This window comes from Pseudomonas sp. G34, assembly GCF_031119625.1.
Classification (GTDB): domain Bacteria; phylum Pseudomonadota; class Gammaproteobacteria; order Pseudomonadales; family Pseudomonadaceae; genus Aquipseudomonas.
The window spans coordinates 74572-91039 of record NZ_JAVHZV010000018.1; the positions used below are offsets into that span (position 1 = coordinate 74572).

18 protein-coding genes are annotated in these 16468 nt (G+C 64.1%); 7 read left to right on the forward strand and 11 right to left on the reverse strand.

All coding sequences use genetic code 11. The annotated features are described in order from the left end of the window. The first annotated feature begins 217 nt into the window (after positions 1-217). Complete coding sequence (locus QYS36_RS12865; RefSeq protein WP_308839849.1) at positions 218-1105, forward strand: DMT family transporter; 888 nt, start codon at positions 218-220, stop codon at positions 1103-1105. Positions 1106-1407: 302 nt separating this feature from the next. On the opposite strand, the gene cysK is transcribed toward QYS36_RS12865, so the two are convergent. Beyond that, the gene (gene cysK / locus QYS36_RS12870) at positions 1408-2382 is read right to left on the reverse strand and encodes a cysteine synthase A (protein ID WP_308839850.1); all 975 of its coding nucleotides are present in this window, start codon (positions 2380-2382) and stop codon (positions 1408-1410) included. Between the two features lie 134 nt (positions 2383-2516). Here cysK and QYS36_RS12875 point away from each other — a divergent pair, with 134 nt between their 5' ends. The 3 genes from QYS36_RS12875 (at position 2517) to QYS36_RS12885 (ending at position 5865) form a co-directional block, all read left to right on the forward strand. Next, positions 2517-3590 carry a DUF748 domain-containing protein gene (locus tag QYS36_RS12875; protein ID WP_308839851.1) on the forward strand — a complete coding sequence of 358 codons (1074 nt, stop codon included), beginning with the start codon at positions 2517-2519 and terminating at the stop codon, positions 3588-3590. 104 nt (positions 3591-3694) lie between these two features. Beyond that, on the forward strand, positions 3695-4540 hold the full coding sequence (locus QYS36_RS12880) for a MoxR family ATPase (RefSeq protein ID WP_308839852.1): 846 nt from the start codon (positions 3695-3697) through the stop codon (positions 4538-4540). A gap of 146 nt (positions 4541-4686) precedes the next feature. Beyond that, the gene (locus tag QYS36_RS12885; RefSeq protein ID WP_308839853.1) at positions 4687-5865 is read left to right on the forward strand and encodes a VWA domain-containing protein; all 1179 of its coding nucleotides are present in this window, start codon (positions 4687-4689) and stop codon (positions 5863-5865) included. 88 nt (positions 5866-5953) lie between these two features. Here the strand turns inward: QYS36_RS12885 and QYS36_RS12890 are convergent, their stop codons facing one another. The 3 genes from QYS36_RS12890 to QYS36_RS12900 are packed head-to-tail and all read right to left on the reverse strand — an operon-like array spanning position 5954 to position 7799. Next, positions 5954-6487 (reverse strand): DUF2937 family protein, encoded by a 534-nt coding sequence (locus QYS36_RS12890; RefSeq protein ID WP_308839854.1) that lies wholly within the window; start codon positions 6485-6487, stop codon positions 5954-5956. Between the two features lie 34 nt (positions 6488-6521). Beyond that, positions 6522-7298, reverse strand: coding sequence for a class II glutamine amidotransferase (locus QYS36_RS12895; protein WP_308839855.1), 777 nt, complete (start codon positions 7296-7298; stop codon positions 6522-6524). A gap of 24 nt (positions 7299-7322) precedes the next feature. Beyond that, complete coding sequence (locus QYS36_RS12900; RefSeq protein WP_308839856.1) at positions 7323-7799, reverse strand: MFS transporter; 477 nt, start codon at positions 7797-7799, stop codon at positions 7323-7325. Positions 7800-7987: 188 nt separating this feature from the next. Here QYS36_RS12900 and QYS36_RS12905 point away from each other — a divergent pair, with 188 nt between their 5' ends. Beyond that, a complete protein-coding gene (locus tag QYS36_RS12905) occupies positions 7988-10027 on the forward strand; it encodes a S9 family peptidase (RefSeq protein WP_308839857.1) in 2040 nt (679 codons plus the stop codon). Between the two features lie 29 nt (positions 10028-10056). Here the strand turns inward: QYS36_RS12905 and QYS36_RS12910 are convergent, their stop codons facing one another. Next, on the reverse strand, positions 10057-10317 hold the full coding sequence (locus QYS36_RS12910) for a hypothetical protein (RefSeq protein ID WP_308839858.1): 261 nt from the start codon (positions 10315-10317) through the stop codon (positions 10057-10059). Between the two features lie 120 nt (positions 10318-10437). Here QYS36_RS12910 and QYS36_RS12915 point away from each other — a divergent pair, with 120 nt between their 5' ends. Together QYS36_RS12915 and QYS36_RS12920 are read left to right on the forward strand one after the other, a co-directional pair. Then, positions 10438-10806, forward strand: a complete 369-nt coding sequence (locus tag QYS36_RS12915; RefSeq protein ID WP_308839859.1) for a YajD family HNH nuclease — start codon at positions 10438-10440, stop codon at positions 10804-10806. 57 nt (positions 10807-10863) lie between these two features. Further along, positions 10864-11331 carry an RNA methyltransferase gene (locus tag QYS36_RS12920; RefSeq protein ID WP_027905051.1) on the forward strand — a complete coding sequence of 156 codons (468 nt, stop codon included), beginning with the start codon at positions 10864-10866 and terminating at the stop codon, positions 11329-11331. A gap of 56 nt (positions 11332-11387) precedes the next feature. On the opposite strand, the gene QYS36_RS12925 is transcribed toward QYS36_RS12920, so the two are convergent. The 6 genes from QYS36_RS12925 to rnd all read right to left on the reverse strand — a co-directional run bounded on the left by QYS36_RS12925 (position 11388) and on the right by rnd (position 16459). Beyond that, the gene (locus QYS36_RS12925; protein WP_308839860.1) at positions 11388-11927 is read right to left on the reverse strand and encodes a heme utilization protein; all 540 of its coding nucleotides are present in this window, start codon (positions 11925-11927) and stop codon (positions 11388-11390) included. A gap of 282 nt (positions 11928-12209) precedes the next feature. Beyond that, positions 12210-13436, reverse strand: a complete 1227-nt coding sequence (locus tag QYS36_RS12930; protein ID WP_308839861.1) for a hypothetical protein — start codon at positions 13434-13436, stop codon at positions 12210-12212. A gap of 121 nt (positions 13437-13557) precedes the next feature. Beyond that, complete coding sequence (locus tag QYS36_RS12935) at positions 13558-14007, reverse strand: YcgN family cysteine cluster protein (protein WP_308839862.1); 450 nt, start codon at positions 14005-14007, stop codon at positions 13558-13560. An 83-nt stretch (positions 14008-14090) separates the two neighbouring features. Further along, entirely contained in the window at positions 14091-15020 is a 930-nt protein-coding gene (locus QYS36_RS12940; RefSeq protein WP_308839863.1) for a D-2-hydroxyacid dehydrogenase, read from the reverse strand. Between the two features lie 15 nt (positions 15021-15035). Then, entirely contained in the window at positions 15036-15329 is a 294-nt protein-coding gene (locus tag QYS36_RS12945) for a YcgL domain-containing protein (protein WP_308839864.1), read from the reverse strand. After that, positions 15326-16459, reverse strand: coding sequence for a ribonuclease D (rnd, locus tag QYS36_RS12950; RefSeq protein WP_308839865.1), 1134 nt, complete (start codon positions 16457-16459; stop codon positions 15326-15328). The genes QYS36_RS12945 and rnd overlap by 4 nt, the downstream gene beginning before the upstream one ends. Between the last annotated feature and the right edge of the window lie 9 nt (positions 16460-16468).

The following is a 16468-nucleotide window of genomic DNA, read 5'->3' on the forward strand; positions in this document are numbered from 1 at the left end:
ACGGGCGACTCAACACTGCCATCGTCACGCGAGCGGACCTGAGGTGCGACCCGCAGGCGCACCCCCCGTTCAAACAATAGTGGCCACTGTAATCCCTCCAGCGCCTCCCTTGAGCCCGGGCGCACGCCCGCTACATTTTGAAAGTCGATTGTGGGCTTGCCTTGCAACGGCCATGCGGCAAAACTGCTGACCTTTCGCCCATTCACTGGAGCTCACCTTGCGCCCTGCCGACATGCTGCGCCTCTTGCTGCTCGCCGCGATCTGGGGCGCCAGTTTTCTGTTCATGCGCATCGTCGCGCCGGTGATTGGCAGCATGCCGACGGCGTTCTTTCGTGCCTCGATCGCCATGCTGGGCCTGCTGGCGATCCTGCTGCTGATGCGGGTGAAGTGGAATTTCCACGGCAAGCTCGGCCTGTGCCTGATACTCGGGGTGATCAATGCGGGCATTCCGTCGGCCATGTACAGCATGGCCGCGCTGGTTCTGCCAGCGGGCTACTCGGCGATCATCAATGCCACCACACCGATGATGGGCGTGTTGATCGGCGCGCTGTTCTTCGCCGAAGCGATGACCAAGAGCCGAGCGGCGGGCGTGGCCCTGGGCCTGTTCGGTGTCGCCGTGCTGACCCGTAGCGGCCCGGCACAGCTGGATAGCGGCCTGCTGCTGGGCGCCCTCGCCTGCCTGCTGGCGACTGCATGCTATGGCGTGGCCGGTTTCCTCACCCGACGCTGGATAGCAGGACGCCTGGACAATCGACTCACCGCGTTTGGCAGCCTGTTGGGCGCCAGCCTGTTCCTGTTACCGCTGTTCGGTGGCTCGCTCGCGATACAGGCGCCAGCGAGTTGGGGCGGCTGGCTGGAGTGGTCGTCACTGCTGGGATTGGGCCTGGGCTGCACGGCGTTTGCCTATGTGCTGTATTTCCGCCTGCTCAACGACATCGGGCCGATCAAGGCCTCGACCACCACCTTTCTGATCCCGATCTTCGGTGTGCTGTGGGGCGCGCTGCTGCTCGACGAGCCGCTGTCCTGGGCGCACCTGTACGGCGGCATTCTGATCGCCATCGCGCTGTGGCTGGTGGTTCGGCCTAGCAAAAGCCTGGCGGCTTAGGTAAAGCCGCACCACCGCGGTCAGGTGCTAGCTGGTACTTCCATTGCCTCGAACAATGGAGTTGGTGAGCTGAAACCCACAGCGTGAGGCCGACTGCATATTTTGTGGGAGCGGGCGGGGACGCCGAGTCCATGCCCGCGAATCGGGCGCCTGGCGCCCTCCCACATTGGACATAACCGGCGCGACTTTCCGATAGCTCGTGACCGGACGATATCTACGCCCTAGCTCATCACTCGTTCAGCTGGATCGGCTCGCCCCTAACGGACGCTGGAAACGAGCGGATCGTCAAGGCAGCTGACTTCCTACTGCTGCAGTTCCTGCTCGGTAAACATATCGCTGAACAACATGCTGCTCAGGTAGCGCTCGCCGGAGTCCGGCAGGATCACCACCAGGGTCTTGCCCTGCATGTCCGGCTGTTCGGCCAGGCGTACCGCTGCGGCCATCGCCGCGCCGCAGGAAATCCCGCAGAGAATGCCTTCCTCGCGCATCAGGCGCAGGGCCATGGCCTTGGCGTCTTCATCGCTGACCAGCTCAACGCGATCGACCAGCGACAGGTCGAGGTTCTTCGGCACGAAGCCGGCGCCGATGCCCTGGATCTTGTGCGGGCTGGGCTTGACCTCATCACCGGCTATCGTCTGGGTGATCACTGGCGAGGAAACCGGCTCGACCGCCACGGAGAGGATCGCCTTGCCCTGGGTCTGCTTGATGTAACGGGAGATACCGGTGATGGTGCCGCCGGTACCGACGCCGGATACCAGCACGTCGATGGCGCCCTCGGTGTCGTTCCAGATTTCCGGGCCAGTGGTCTTCTCGTGGATCGCCGGGTTGGCCGGGTTCTCGAACTGCTGCGGCATGTAATACAGCTCGGGATTGGACGCGGCGATCTCGGCAGCCTTCTCGATCGCGCCTTTCATGCCCTTGGCCGGCTCGGTGAGTACCAGCTCGGCGCCGAGCGCCTTGAGGACCTTGCGACGCTCCAGGCTCATCGAGGCCGGCATGGTCAGCATCAGCTTGTAGCCCCGTGCGGCGGCGACGAACGCCAGGCCGATACCGGTATTGCCGGAGGTCGGCTCGACCAGGGTCATGCCCGGTTTGAGCACGCCACGGGACTCGGCATCCCAGACCATGTTGGCGCCGATCCGGCACTTCACCGAATAAGCCGGGTTGCGGCCCTCGATCTTGGCCAGGATGGTCACGCCCTTGGGCCCGAGGCGATTGATCATCACCAGGGGCGTGTTGCCGATAGCCTGTGCGTTGTCTGCATATATGCGGCTCATGGTGTATCGGTTCCTTGTCATGACTGAGCCCGTCAGCCTATGCCTCAAGCCCTGGCGCGTCCAGCGTCTGGAAGTTCGAACTCCGGCGGATCGGTGGCAGTCCACTCCACACACCGCGTAACCGGACACCCACGATGAAACGTCGCTACAGCCTGCCCCTGTGGATCTGCCTCGGCCTGCTCGCCCTGCTGCTGGTGGTGCATATCGCCCTGCCCTACATGGTGCGCAATTACCTCAACGACAAACTGGCCGAGATGGGCGACTACCGTGGCCATGTAGAAGACGTCGACGTGGCGCTATGGCGCGGTGGTTATCGGATCAATGGCCTGCGCATCGTCAAGGTGACCCAGAACCTGCCGGTGCCTTTCATCGACGCGCCACAGATCGACATCGCGGTGAGCTGGAACGAACTGCTGGAGAATCATGCGGTGGTCGCCCGGGTGGTGTTCGAGCGCCCCGAGGTGAACTTCGTCGACGGCAAGAGCAGCGAAGACTCGCAGACCGGTGAAGGCACCGACTGGCGCGAGCAATTGAACAAGCTGCTGCCCATCACCCTCAACGAAGCACGGATCAACGACGGCACCCTGGGTTTCTACAACTTCAATACGTCGCCGCGCGTGAAACTCAAGGCCAATGACATCCAGGCCAGCTTCTACAACTTGACCAACGTGGCCGACGAACAGGGCGACCGCGTGGCGCGCTTCGAAGGCAAGGCCAAGCTGATGGATCAGGCGCCGCTGGAGGCCAGCGCGGTGTTCGACCCCTTTCACAACTTCCAGGATTTCGAATTCCGCGTGCGGGCCACCGATATCGAACTGACACGGCTCAATAACCTGGCCAACGCCTACGGCAAGTTCGATTTCAAATCGGGCACCGGCGACGTCGTGGTCGAGGCCTTCGCCGAAGACTCCCAGCTCAGCGGCTATATCAAGCCACTGCTGCGCGACGTCGAGGTGTTCGACTGGCAGCAGGATGTCGAGAACCAGAACAAGGGTTTCTTCCGCTCGATCTGGGAAGCGGTGGTCGCCGGCAGCGAAAAGGTGCTCAAGAACCGCCCGCGTGACCAGATCGCCACCCGCGTGGAGCTGCGCGGCAGCACCAAGCAGCAGGACATCAGCGCCTTCCAGGCCTTTATCGGCATCCTGCGCAACGGTTTCATCCAGGCCTTCAACAGTGGTTTCGAGCGCGACGCTGCTGAACAGCCCTGAGCTGTCCATTCAATGACTGAATACCCCGGTAACGTTCACAGCCGTGAGCCGGGCACGCTATAGTCGGCGTTTTCGTATTCGCTTGCACCGCGTGAGGATTCCCGATGAAGTTCGAAGGCACCGAGCACTATGTCGCCACCGATGACCTCAAGCTTGCGGTCAACGCTGCCATCACCCTGCAGCGCCCGCTGCTGGTCAAGGGCGAGCCCGGCACCGGCAAGACCCTGCTCGCCGAGCAACTGGCCGAATCCTTCGGCACACGCCTGATCACCTGGCACATCAAGTCCACCACCAAGGCGCACCAGGGCCTGTACGAGTACGACGCGGTCAGCCGCCTGCGTGATTCGCAGCTCAGCTCCGAGAAGGTTCACGAGGTTCGCAACTACATCAAGAAGGGCAAGCTTTGGGAGGCCTTCGAGGCCGACGAGCGCGTGGTGCTGCTGATCGACGAGATCGACAAGGCCGACATCGAGTTTCCCAACGACCTGTTGCAGGAACTCGACAAGATGGAGTTCTACGTTTACGAGACCGACGAAACCATCAAGGCCAAGCACCGGCCGATCATCATCATCACCTCGAACAACGAAAAGGAGCTGCCGGATGCCTTTCTGCGCCGCTGCTTCTTCCACTACATCGCCTTCCCGGATCGCCAGACCCTGCAGAAGATCGTCGACGTGCACTACCCCGGTATCAGCAACAGCCTGGTGGCCGAAGCGCTGGACGTGTTCTTCGACGTGCGCAAGGTACCGGGCCTGAAGAAGAAGCCCTCGACCAGCGAACTGGTCGACTGGCTCAAGCTGCTGATGGCCGACAACATCGGCGAAGCGGTGCTGCGCGAGCGCGACCCGACCAAGGCCATTCCGCCGCTGGCCGGCGCCCTGGTCAAGAACGAGCAGGACGTGCAGTTGCTCGAGCGTCTGGCGTTTATGACGCGCCGCGGTAATCGCTGATATCGAACGTCCTTGTAGGGTGGGTTAGCGAAGCGTAACCCACCGCCCAGCCGCCAGGCTGGCAAGCATGATGCCTGCGGCATCAATGGTGGGTTACGCCGCTGCGCGGCTAACCCACCCTACGGATAATCCCGAGGGCATAGACAATGCTGCTCAACCTGTTCAACGAAATGCGCGCCGCCAAGGTGCCGGTGTCCCTGCGCGAGTTGCTCGACCTGATCAGTGCGCTGGAGCACAAGGTGGTGTTCGCCGACATGGACGAGTTCTACTACCTGGCCCGCGCCATCCTGGTCAAGGACGAGCGCCATTTCGACAAGTTCGACCGGGCCTTTTCGGCCTACTTCGAGGGTTTGCAGAACCTCGATCAGCACCTCGAAGCACTGATTCCCGAAGAGTGGCTGCGCAAGGAATTCGAGCGCTCGCTGAGCGACGAGGAGCGCGCGCAGATCCAGTCGCTTGGCGGCCTCGACAAGCTGATCGAGGAATTCAAGAAGCGCCTGGAGGAACAGAAGGAACGCCACGCCGGCGGCAACAAGTGGATCGGTACCGGCGGCACCAGCCCGTTCGGCTCGGGCGGCTACAACCCCGAGGGCATTCGCGTTGGCGATGCCGGCAAGCGCCAGGGCAAGGCGCTCAAGGTGTGGGATCAGCGCGACTACAAGAACCTCGACGACTCGGTGGAGATCGGCACGCGCAATATCAAGGTCGCCCTGCGCCGCCTGCGCAAGTTCGCTCGCCAGGGTGCCCAGGACGAACTGGACCTCGATGGCACCATCGACCATACCGCCCGCGACGGCGGCCTGCTGAACATCCAGATGCGCCCGGAGCGGCGCAACACGGTCAAGCTGCTCCTGCTGTTCGACATCGGCGGCTCCATGGACGCCCACGTGAAGGTCTGCGAGGAGCTGTTTTCGGCCTGCCGTACCGAGTTCAAGCACATGGAGTATTTCTACTTCCATAACTGCGTGTACGAATCGGTGTGGAAGAACAACCTGCGGCGCACTGCCGAGCGCATGTCCACCCACGATCTGCTGCACAAGTACGGCGCCGACTACAAGGTGGTATTCATCGGCGATGCGGCCATGGCGCCCTACGAGATCACCCAGCCGGGCGGCAGCGTCGAACACTGGAACGAAGAAGCGGGTTACCTGTGGCTGCAGCGGTTCATGGAAACCTACAAGAAGCTTATCTGGATCAACCCCTACCCGCGTGAGGCCTGGGACTACACCAGCTCCACCGGCATCATCCGCGAGTTGATCAACGACCAGATGTTCCCGCTGACCCTGCAGGGCCTGGAAGACGGCATGCGCTTTCTGGCCAAGTAGCTGGCCACCTGCAGCCCGGGTCGAGCACAGCGACACCCGGGAACGGCCCTGGGTATCGCTGCGCTCAACCCAGGCTACGTAACTGCTTTCAGCGCATGCGCGGCGTCTGTCGCTCGGCAACCACGCGCCGCTTGCTACGCCGGAACGGCATAGCAAGCAACAGCAGGATGCTTTCCACCACCCAGGCCAGGAACAGCGCGCAGGCGATGCCCCAGGCGATTGCCTCCGGCGCCAGCAGCACCTGATAGCGATAGGCGGCACGGGTTTCTGCCAGCAACTGGCTATCGGCGGCCGTTGCCAGGTGCCAGACCTGGCGATACCAGGGGCCCTGCATGGCCAACGACTCCTGCTCCAGTAGCGCGGAGCGCTCCACCAGCAGGCCGACGCTGCGCGCATCGCTCTGCATCACCGGATCGCTGCTGTTGCGGTAATGGCCAACCAGGCGCTGCAGGTCGCCATCGAAGAAGCGCCGGGCGGTGTCACGAAAGCCGCTCAGGCTCTGTTCGGATTCCAGGCGGTGGGCCTCGACGCGCTTGGTGTAATCGTCGATGAACCCCGGCACCTGAACGCCCAGCAGCAAACCAAGGGCGAACAATGCCAGACGCAGATAACTTCTTATCATCCTTCCCCCGCCGCCCCGCCGTGCGGGACGCTCGTCAGTTGCTCTGGCCCTGGGCGACGCATTCGCCGGCGCGCCACAGGCGCCATTCACCCGGCTGGTACAACGACCACTGCTCGTTGTCGGTCAACGGCTCGGTGGCCAGCACCGAGACCACGTCATTGGGGGTGGTCTCGGCATGGAAATCCACGCTCATGTCGGCATCACGCAGGTGCGCAGGCCCGAAGGGTGCGCGCCGGGTGATGTGCGCCAGCTTGGTGGAGCAGAAGCTGAACAGCCAATCGCCGTCGCTGAGCAGGCAGTTGAACACGCCATGCTGTCGATAGGCCGCGCAGGCAGCGACAAGTTCAGGCAACAGCACCTCGACTGGCACGGCTTCCGGGAAGGCCGTGCGAATGCGGTTGAGCAGATCGCAAAAGGCCGTCTCGCTGTCGGTATCGCCAATGGCACGGTAGAAGCTCAGTGCCGGGCGGAAGTCGGCCAGCTGGCCGTTGTGGGCGAAGCACCAGTTGCGCCCCCACAGCTCACGCACGAAGGGATGGGTGTTGGCCAGGCACACGCGCCCGACATTGGCCTGGCGAATATGGCCGATCACCACCTCGCTCTTGATCGGGTAGCGCTGCACCAGCTGCGCCACCTCCGACTCGCTGCTCGCCCGTGGGTCCTGGAACAGACGCAGGCCGCGGCCTTCGTAGAAGCCGATGCCCCAGCCATCACGATGCGGCCCGGTTCGCCCGCCCCGCTGCATCAGCCCGGTAAAGCTGAAGACGATGTCGGTGGGGACGTTGGCGCTCATGCCCAGTAATTCACACATGATCGGGCTCTCGATTGACAGTGCCTACAAGCGCGGCTCGACGCGAGTGCCGCGACTGCTGCGTGGCGGGGAGTATGTCGGTTCTTGCTCCTGGTCCTGCTGCAGACGCTCGCGCAGGGTCAGGTCGCTGTCGCCCTGCTGCTCTTCACGCGCCGCCTTGCGCGCCCTGGCCCGGCTCAGGAACGGCCAGCGAATGGCCACGAACACCAGGTACACGGCAAAGGCGATCATCCCGTACATGGCCAGATCCGCCACGGCGCGCCAGGCATTGCTGCCGACCTTGAAGATCAGGTCGAGGGCGACGATCGCCACCGCCGGGGCAAATAGTTCTTTGGCCGGGTCGACGATGGTCGGGCAGAACAGCAGGATCGCCACCAGCACCCGCAGCGGCTCGCGCAGGTAGCGCCACATCCAGCTGGTAATCCGGAACCACACCAGCAGGCAACCCAGTGCGGCAATCGCATAGGCGCCCCAGGCGAGGAGATAGTCGTTTTCGATCATGAGGGCGATGGTCCCTTGCTTGACTGGGCTCGAGCGGGCGAATGCGCATTTGCGCGCTTGCCGCACGACAAAGGCGCTTATGATAACGGCTTTTACCCGGTTCGGCGTCTTTGGGGCATTTCTTGGAACGCAGATGCGACAGCGTCTGGAACTGCACCCGGATGTCGCCCCGCGCTCTGGAGATATTGATGACCACCGCTCCCATCGCCCGCAAGGCCCCCGGCGCCGACCCTTACCACTGGCTCGAGGCCCGCGACAGCGACGAGGTACTGGCGCACCTGCGCGCCGAGAACGCCTACCTGGAAAGCCGGCTGGACGATCTGCCGCTGCGCGAGCAGCTGTTCCAGGAAATCAAGGCACGCATCCGCGAAACCGATCTGTCGCTGCCAACGCCCTGGGGCGACTACCTCTACTACCAGCGCACCACCGCTGGCGACGAGTATCCACGCCACTATCGCTGCCCTCGCCCGGCCGATGGCAGCCTGACGCTCGATGAGAACGCCGAGCAACTGCTGCTCGACCCCAACGAGATTGCCGCCGGTGGTTTTCTGTCCCTGGGTGCGTTCAGCATCAGCCCGGACCAGCAGCGCCTGGCCTACAGCCTGGACACCAGCGGCGAGGAAATCTACCGGCTGTTCGTCAAGGAGCTGGCCAGCGGTGCCGTCAGCGAACTGCCGTTCGACAACTGCGATGGCAGCATGACCTGGGCCAATGACAGCCAGACCCTGTTCTACGGCGAGTTGGACGGCACCCACCGCCCAGCCACCCTGCAGCGCTTTCGCCTGGGCGATGCACACGGCACCCAGGTTTTCCACGAAGCCGACGAGCGCTTCTTTCTCAGTTGCTACCGCAGCAGCTCCGAGCGCCAGCTGGTGCTGCTGCTGGGCAGCAAGACCACCACGGAGTCCTGGGTACTGGACGCCGACACGCCCGAGCAGCCCTTCCAGTGCCTGGCCGCGCGTGAAGAAGGCCACGAGTACTACGCCGATCACGGCAAACTGGACGGCCAGTGGGCCTGGCTGATTCGCAGCAACCAGAGCGGCATCAACTTCGCCCTGTACAGCGCCGCGCCCGAACGACCAACGCGGCCCCACTGGCAGGAGCGAGTGGCGCACGACGAGCAGGTCATGCTCGAAGGCGTCAGCCTGGCAGAATCGGCGCTGGTGCTCAGCCTGCGCGAGGGCGGCCTGCCGGTCATCGACGTGCGCCCGCAGGGCATGGCCGGCTATCGGGTCAGCCTGCCGGATGCGGCCTACAGCCTGTACGTGCAGGACAGCCTGGAATTCACCAGCCCGGTGATCCGCCTGCGCTACGAAGCGCTCAACCGCCCGGCGCAGATTCGCGAGCTGAACCTGGCCGATGGCACCCAGCAGATCCTCAAGGAGACGCCGGTTCTCGGCAACTTCGATGCCGATGCCTACCTGAGCCAGCGGCTCTGGGCGACCGCGCCGGATGGCACCCAGGTGCCGATCAGCCTGGTGGCGCGGCGCGATGCCCTGGGCCAGGCGGCGCCCCTTTATCTCTATGGCTACGGCGCCTACGGTGAAAGCCTCGACCCGTGGTTTTCCCACGCGCGCCTGAGCCTGCTCGACCGCGGCGTGGTGTTCGCCATCGCCCATGTGCGCGGCGGCGGTGAGCTGGGTGAAGCCTGGTACCGCGCGGGCAAACTCGCCCACAAGCAGAACAGCTTCAGCGACTTCATCGCCTGCGCCGAGCACCTGATCGCCAAGAATTTCACCAGCGCCTCGCAACTGGTGATCAGCGGCGGCAGCGCCGGCGGCCTGTTGATCGGCGCGACACTCAACCAGCGCCCGGAGCTGTTTGCCGCGGCCATCGCCGAAGTGCCCTTCGTCGACGTGCTCAACACCATGCTCAACCCGGAGTTGCCGCTGACCGTCACCGAGTACGACGAATGGGGCGATCCCAACGAGCCCGAGGTGCATGCACGCATCAAGGGCTATGCCCCTTACGAAAATGTCCAGGCACAGCGCTACCCGGCAATCCTCGCGGTGGCCGGCTACAACGACAGCCGCGTGCAGTACTGGGAGGCTGCCAAGTGGGTGGCGCGGCTGCGCGAGCTGAAAACCGACGACAACCTGCTGCTGCTCAAGACCGACCTGGAAGCCGGCCACGGCGGCATGAGCGGCCGCTACCAGGCCATCCGCGACGTGGCCCTGGAATATGCCTTCGTGTTCAAGGTACTCGGCCTGCACGCGGCAGGCCGCTAGAAGGCTGCCGGAGCCGGCAGCCGGTGGCGTCAGTCAGGAATCTGCTCCTCCGGTAGCTCGGGCGCCTGCTCCTGCTGGCGCTCGGCGGCATCCTCGGCGGCCTTGGTGGACTCATCGTTGTCACGCCCATCGCGAATCACTGGCGGGGTGTCGGGGTCGACCTTGGACGGGTCAGGCACCTGGGGCGTCTGTATCGCCCCGGCCGGCTCGGGCGGGGCTGACTGCTGCTGGGCCTGGGCGATGCCGCCGATCGACAGCAGGCTGATCAGCACGAGTAGAGGTGTGCGCATGGTCGGTACTCCATAAGGCAGTGGGACACGCTGCATTGGGCAGTGCCCGCCGACGGAAAGTGCAGACTGATTCCCCGGCCCTGCCTATATACTGCTCGCATACGCCAGCAAGGAGCGACCATGAGCAGCCCGTCCACGCCTACTTCCAAACTCGACCGCATCCTCGCCGACGCCCAGCGCAGCCGTGAAGAAGGCTACCGGGACAAGGCCCTGCGCATGTACCCGCACGTCTGCGGCCGCTGCGCCCGTGAATTTTCCGGCAAGCGCCTGAGCGAGCTGACCGTGCACCACCGTGACCACAACCACGACAACAATCCCCAGGACGGCTCCAACTGGGAACTGCTGTGCCTGTTCTGTCACGACAACGAACACGCCCGCTACACCGACCAGCAGTATTTCAGTGAAGGTTCGACGGCCAGCCAGGCCGCATCGAAAACCACCCACAAGGCCTTCGCCAACCTGGCCGAGCTGCTGCAGAAAAAGTCCTGAGCAGCGCGCGCTGCCCACAGGCCGTATAATGCCGGCCCCTTTCTCGAGGCCTGGCCCGTGGGCAACAAACGATACAGCTGCATCGGTCTTTACAACCCCAAGTCGCCGGAGAACGTCGGCGCGGTGATGCGCGCCGCCGGCTGCTATGGCGTGGCCTCGGTGTTCTATACCGGCAAGCGCTACGAGCGCGCCCGTGACTTCGTCACCGACACCAAGCGCGTGCATTTGGATATTCCGCTGATCGGCATCGATGACCTGCAGAAGGTCATCCCGCTGGGCTGCACGCCGGTCGCCGTGGAGCTGGTGGATGGCGCACGCCCCCTGCCCACCTATACCCATCCGGATCGTGCCTTCTACATCTTCGGCCCCGAAGACGGCTCGCTCGACAAAAGCATTCGCGACTGGTGCGAAGAAGTGGTCTATATCCCCACCGAGGGCTGCATGAACCTGGCGGCCACCGTCAACGTGGTGCTCTACGACCGCCTGGCCAAAGGCAACAACACGCGCACTGGCGCCAAGTACTGAAATCGCAGACAAAATAAAGCCCGGACGATGCCGGGCTTCGTGTCGAGGCTGACCGATCAGGACATCTCGGCCTTGCCGCCGGTGCGGCTGTAGCCATCTTCGGCAACCAGCTTGCCGCCTACGTGCTGGTAGCCGCTCTCGGCAATCTTGCCGCCAGTGCGCTTGTAACCGTCCTCAGCGACCAGCTTGCCGCCTACGTGCTGGTAACCGCTCTCGGCAATCTTGCCGCCAGTGCGCTTGTAGCCGTCTTCAGCGACCAGCTTGCCGCCTACATGCTGGTAACCGCTCTCGGCAATCTTGCCGCCAGTGCGCTTGTAACCGTCTTCAGCAACCAGCTTGCCGCCTACGTGCTGGTAACCGCTCTCGGCAATCTTGCCGCCAGTGCGCTTGTAGCCGTCTTCGGCAACCAGTTTGCCGCCGACGCGCTCGAAGCCACTCTCGGCAATCTTGCCGCCGGTACGCTTGTAACCGTCCTCAGCCACTTTCTGGGTGCTGATCGAGTGCGAAGTGGTGGCGTCGACCGGGCCCTGCGGCAGTGCGAATGCTGCGCTGGCAAGGGTGGCGATAAACAGGCTGGCGATAAATTCAGTTTTCATGATGAGCTCCTTGGGAGGAAGTAAGTGGGTATGGAGCTCATGTTACTCAAGAAAATTTGATCAAAAACTCGTTCCCAGGAATAGTAAAGATCGACTCCATTGATAGCTCCCTCAACGCCAGCAATGGCAGGCCTGTAACGCGAAATGCCCGATCCGGCAGCAGTACCGGATCGGGCATTTCGCTTGGCGACAAAAATATCAGTAAAGTCGATAGATCAGCCGCTGCACTCGCTCAGCAGGGTGACGGCCACCGCGCAGGATGCGCGCGGCGGCCCGCGGGGCTTAGCGCAGCAGGCGGGTATCCAGCACCTTGGAACTGCGGCCCATGACGTTCTCGGTGATCTCGATGAAGTCCTTGGTGCTGGCCTTGTCCATGCGCATCAGGCCACGGGCCACGTCATCCAGGGAGCGCTGCTGGCCGTCCTTGGTGGCCTGGCGAATCTCGCGATCGAGTTCCTGCAGCAGCAATACCGCGCGGGCGGTGACCGGCCCGGTGGAGGTTTCGGTGCGCAAGGTTTTCACCGGTTTGCTCCACGTGATCAGGTGCTCGCGGATCTTCTGGTAGCGGTCTTCGCTGAGCCCACCGGCACGACGCATTATCTCGATGGCGTAGTACTCGGCGATCCCCTCGCTGATCCAGTCGCTCTTGTCGGTATCGCTGATACGGCTGAACACGTGCACCAGCTCGTGCACCAGGGAGCTGGTACCGTTCTCGCTGACCAGCGGGCGGTCGGCGTGCATGAAATAGGAATTGGGTGCCGACAGGCCGCCGCGCCACATCGGATCCCCGGCGCCGACCACCAGCAGCTTGGCGGGGTCACGGGGGAACACCGCCTGCATTTCCGGCCAGACGAAGGTCAGCAGGGTCAGCGCGTCCATCCGGCGCATGCCTTCGCCCACCGGCGCGGCGATGGTCACCTGGGTTTCGCCGAGCTTGGCGCGGCGGGTGCCGATCTTGCCGGCGAGGATCCAGCCCGTGGGCCGGTCGAACTTGCGTTGCGGGTTGTCGATACGGAACTTGTTCTTGCCCACCCGCGGCCAGCCGGTCTCGACGCTGCGCCAGCCCTTGGGCAGGTCGAACTCCAGGCGGGCGACCAGCTCAATGCCGTCGGCCTGATTGAGCACGGCACTGGGAATCAGGTCATCACCGCGCAGCAGTGCCCAGTCCTCGGTCATGCGCGCATCGAAGCGCCCCTCGCCGCGTGGGTGATCGATACGCACCTTGTAGCTCAGGCTGCTCTTGCCCTTGCCGGGCACCCACAGGCCGCGGTTATCGCCTTCGGGCTTCCACTCGCCATCGGCCTTGAAGTCGCTGTAGTAGCCCTCGTCACCGAGGTTGAAGTTGAGGCCACGCACGCGCTCGCCCTCCTCCAGGGTGATGCTGACTTCCGCCTGATCGCTTTGCGGCAGGAATTTGACCTTGTAGTCCAGATCGACCTTTTCGGCGGCCCACAGGGGTGTGCCGGTACTCAACAGAACAGCGGACAGCAGCAGGCAGCGAATCGACATACAGGCAACTCCAGAGACCAGTCAGAACGTCACGGGGGATCAACGCACAGCAAGAATATGACGCAACTAGCACAAGCAAACAGCATCGCGCTTAAACGAGCCTTAACGGCTCAACAGACACTCAGCCGGCGCGAAAGATCAGGTGCTCTTCCCAGTCGTCTTCGGCCACGCTGTTTTCGCTGAGCATGCGCCCAGCCTGGGAGATGCGCTCGCGGTGTACGGCATCGGGGTCGCCGCATACCAGATGGTGCCAGGGCGGCAGATCCTTGCCCTCGCTGACCAGCCGGTAGCCGCAGGTCGGCGGCAGCCACTGGAACTGGTCGGCCTGGGCCGGCGTGAGCTGGATGCAATCGGGCACGAAGCGCTTGCGGTTCGGGTAGTCGCTGCAGCGGCAGGTCTGCAGATCGAGCAGCTTGCAGGCGATACGCGTGTAGTACACCGTACCATCGTCCTCGTCTTCGAGCTTTTGCAGGCAGCACAAGCCACAGCCATCGCACAGCGACTCCCATTCCTGGAGGTCGAGCTGCTCGAGGGTCTTGTGTTGCCAGAAAGGAAGCGTGGGTGCGGCCATGATCGAACTTGCAGGTAGCGGGCGAAAAGGCCGGCAGTCTAGGTCTGCAGGCCACACAGTACAAGCCGGCGGCGACGGTGGGTTCAGTAGCCGCGGGCGAAATCCACCAGGCCCTGCAACGCGGCGCCCGCCCGATAACGCTGCAGGTTGGCCAGGAACAACTCGACCAGCAGGTGCGGCAGGGTCGGCGCGGCACTGTGGCCGGTCAGCGTCAGGTTGCTCGCGGTCCAGAACGGATGCCCGGCCGGCAGCGGCTCTTCACGGCAAACATCGATCACCGCCGCGGCCAGCCCTCCGCTGGCCAGCGCAGCGACCAGATCCTCGTCGACCACCGCGGTGCCACGCCCGGCGTTGATCAACACCGCCGATGGCTGGAAGCGGGCCAGCAAGGCGGCATCGTAGATATCCCGGGTGGCGGGCGTATTGGGCAGCAGGTTGACCACGTAATCGGCCTGGGCCACCAGCCGCGGCAGCTCGTCGAGCGCCGCCACTTCGTGAAATGGCGCCAGGCTTCGCGGGCTGCTGGCCACGCCACTGAGTTCGACGTTGAACGGCTGCAGGAAGCGGGCGACCGCCGCGCCAATCTCACCGCAGCCGACGATCAGCACCCGGCGGCCTGCCAGGCTACCCGGCAGGCCGCCATCCCAGCGCTGCTCGCGCTGGGCCTGCTGGCGGGCGACCAGTTCGCGCTCGTGGGCAAGCATGTGGCACAGCACGTACTCGGCCATGATCTGCCCGAACACGCCGACCGCGCGGGTCAGCTGGTAGTCCCTGGGCAAATCCTCTGCCAGCAGCGGGGTGATGCCCGCCCAGGTCGACTGTAGCCAGGCCGGTTTATGGCCGGCACGCAGCAGGTTGGCGAACCGGTCGGGCTCACCCAGCCAGACCGGGCAGCTGGCGGCCTGCTCGGCGAGTGCGCTGTCCTCGCCGGTGACCAGCTCGAGTTGCGGCGCAGCGCGCTGCAGCAGGCGCTGGTACTCGGCGTGATCCTGCTCGGCGATCAGTACGCGCATGGCATGCTTCTCCCCTCAGACCGGATCGTTGCGGCGCAGCAGCTCTTCGGGAAGATGCTCGATGTAATCGTCTTCCGGAGGCGGCATCTGCAGGTGGTAGCCCTGGCTGTCGAGGTTGTCCAACACCTTGCCGATGTCCTCGCGGGCCAGCACACGCTCGGGGCTGAGCACCATGTCGAATGCATGGATGGGCGTGCCGAACGCGCTGAGCAGCGGCTCGGGCACGCGCGCCAGCGCATCGGCGCGCAGCACGTAGAGATACATCTCGTTCTTGCGCGTGCTTCTGTAGATCGAGCAGATACGTTTCAAGCCGCTTCTCCTTCGCCAGCCAGGCAGTCGAGCAATGCCTGGCCCATCAATTCGCGACGCCAGCCGCGCAGGCTGTCCGGCAGGCGGTAGGGGCCATTCGGGTAGCCGCTCTTGAGCAGCGCTTCGAGGGTCTTCTTGCGCAGCATCAGCTCGGGCACGATCTCCAGGCGCTCGCCCTCGCGCTGGCCGATGGCGCGCAATTTCTTGAGCAGCCCGGCGGCCTCGATCGGCAGCGGCTCGGGCATCGCCGGCGGCCACTCGGCGGGTGGCAACGCGGCCGCCTCGCGGATCAGTTGCAGGATGGTCTCGCCATCCTGGCGCACGGTTTTCGGGTGCATGTCCTCGATGCGCGCCAGCGCGACCAGATCGCTCGGCTGCTGGCGTGCCAGCGGCCACAGCGAATGCTCGCGCAGGATCCGGTTACGCGGCTGATTGCGCGCCCGGGCCTGACGCTCACGCCAGGTGCACAACGCACGCAGTACCGCCAGCTGCGCGCGGGACAGTTTCCAGGCCATCTTGGCTTCGCGGTAGGCCTCCTCGGCGGGCATCTCGCGGCGCAGGCCGGCGACCAGCTCGGCGCCGTCCTCGAGTATCCAGGCATTCTTTTCAGCCGACAGTCTGGCCTGCAGGCGGCGATACAGCTCGGCGAGGTGCACGACGTCTTCGGCGGCGTAGCTGACCTGGGTCTCGGACAGCGGCCGCTGCAGCCAGTCCGAACGAGTCTCGCCCTTGGGCAGCTCGATATCCAGCACCGCCTGCACCAGGCGCGAGTAGCCCATCGAGAAACCAAGATTGAGGTAGCCGGCCGCCAGTTGCGAGTCGAACAGCGCAGCAGGCAGGCTGCCAGTCAAGCGCAGGAATACCTCCAGATCCTCGCTGCAGGCATGCAGCACCTTGACCACCTGGGGGTCTTCGAGCAGCTCGGCGAAGGGCGACCAGTCGCCGATCAGCAAGGGGTCGATCAGGTAGGCATGCTCGCCTTCGCTGACCTGCAGCAAGCCGGCGATCGGGTAGAAGGTGTCGACACGCATGAACTCGGTGTCCAGCGCCACGAAGGGCTGTTTGCGCCAGACAGCGCATTGCGCTGCCAGGCTGGCGTCGTCTCGAATCCAGACAATTTCGATGGTCACGCGGCTCTC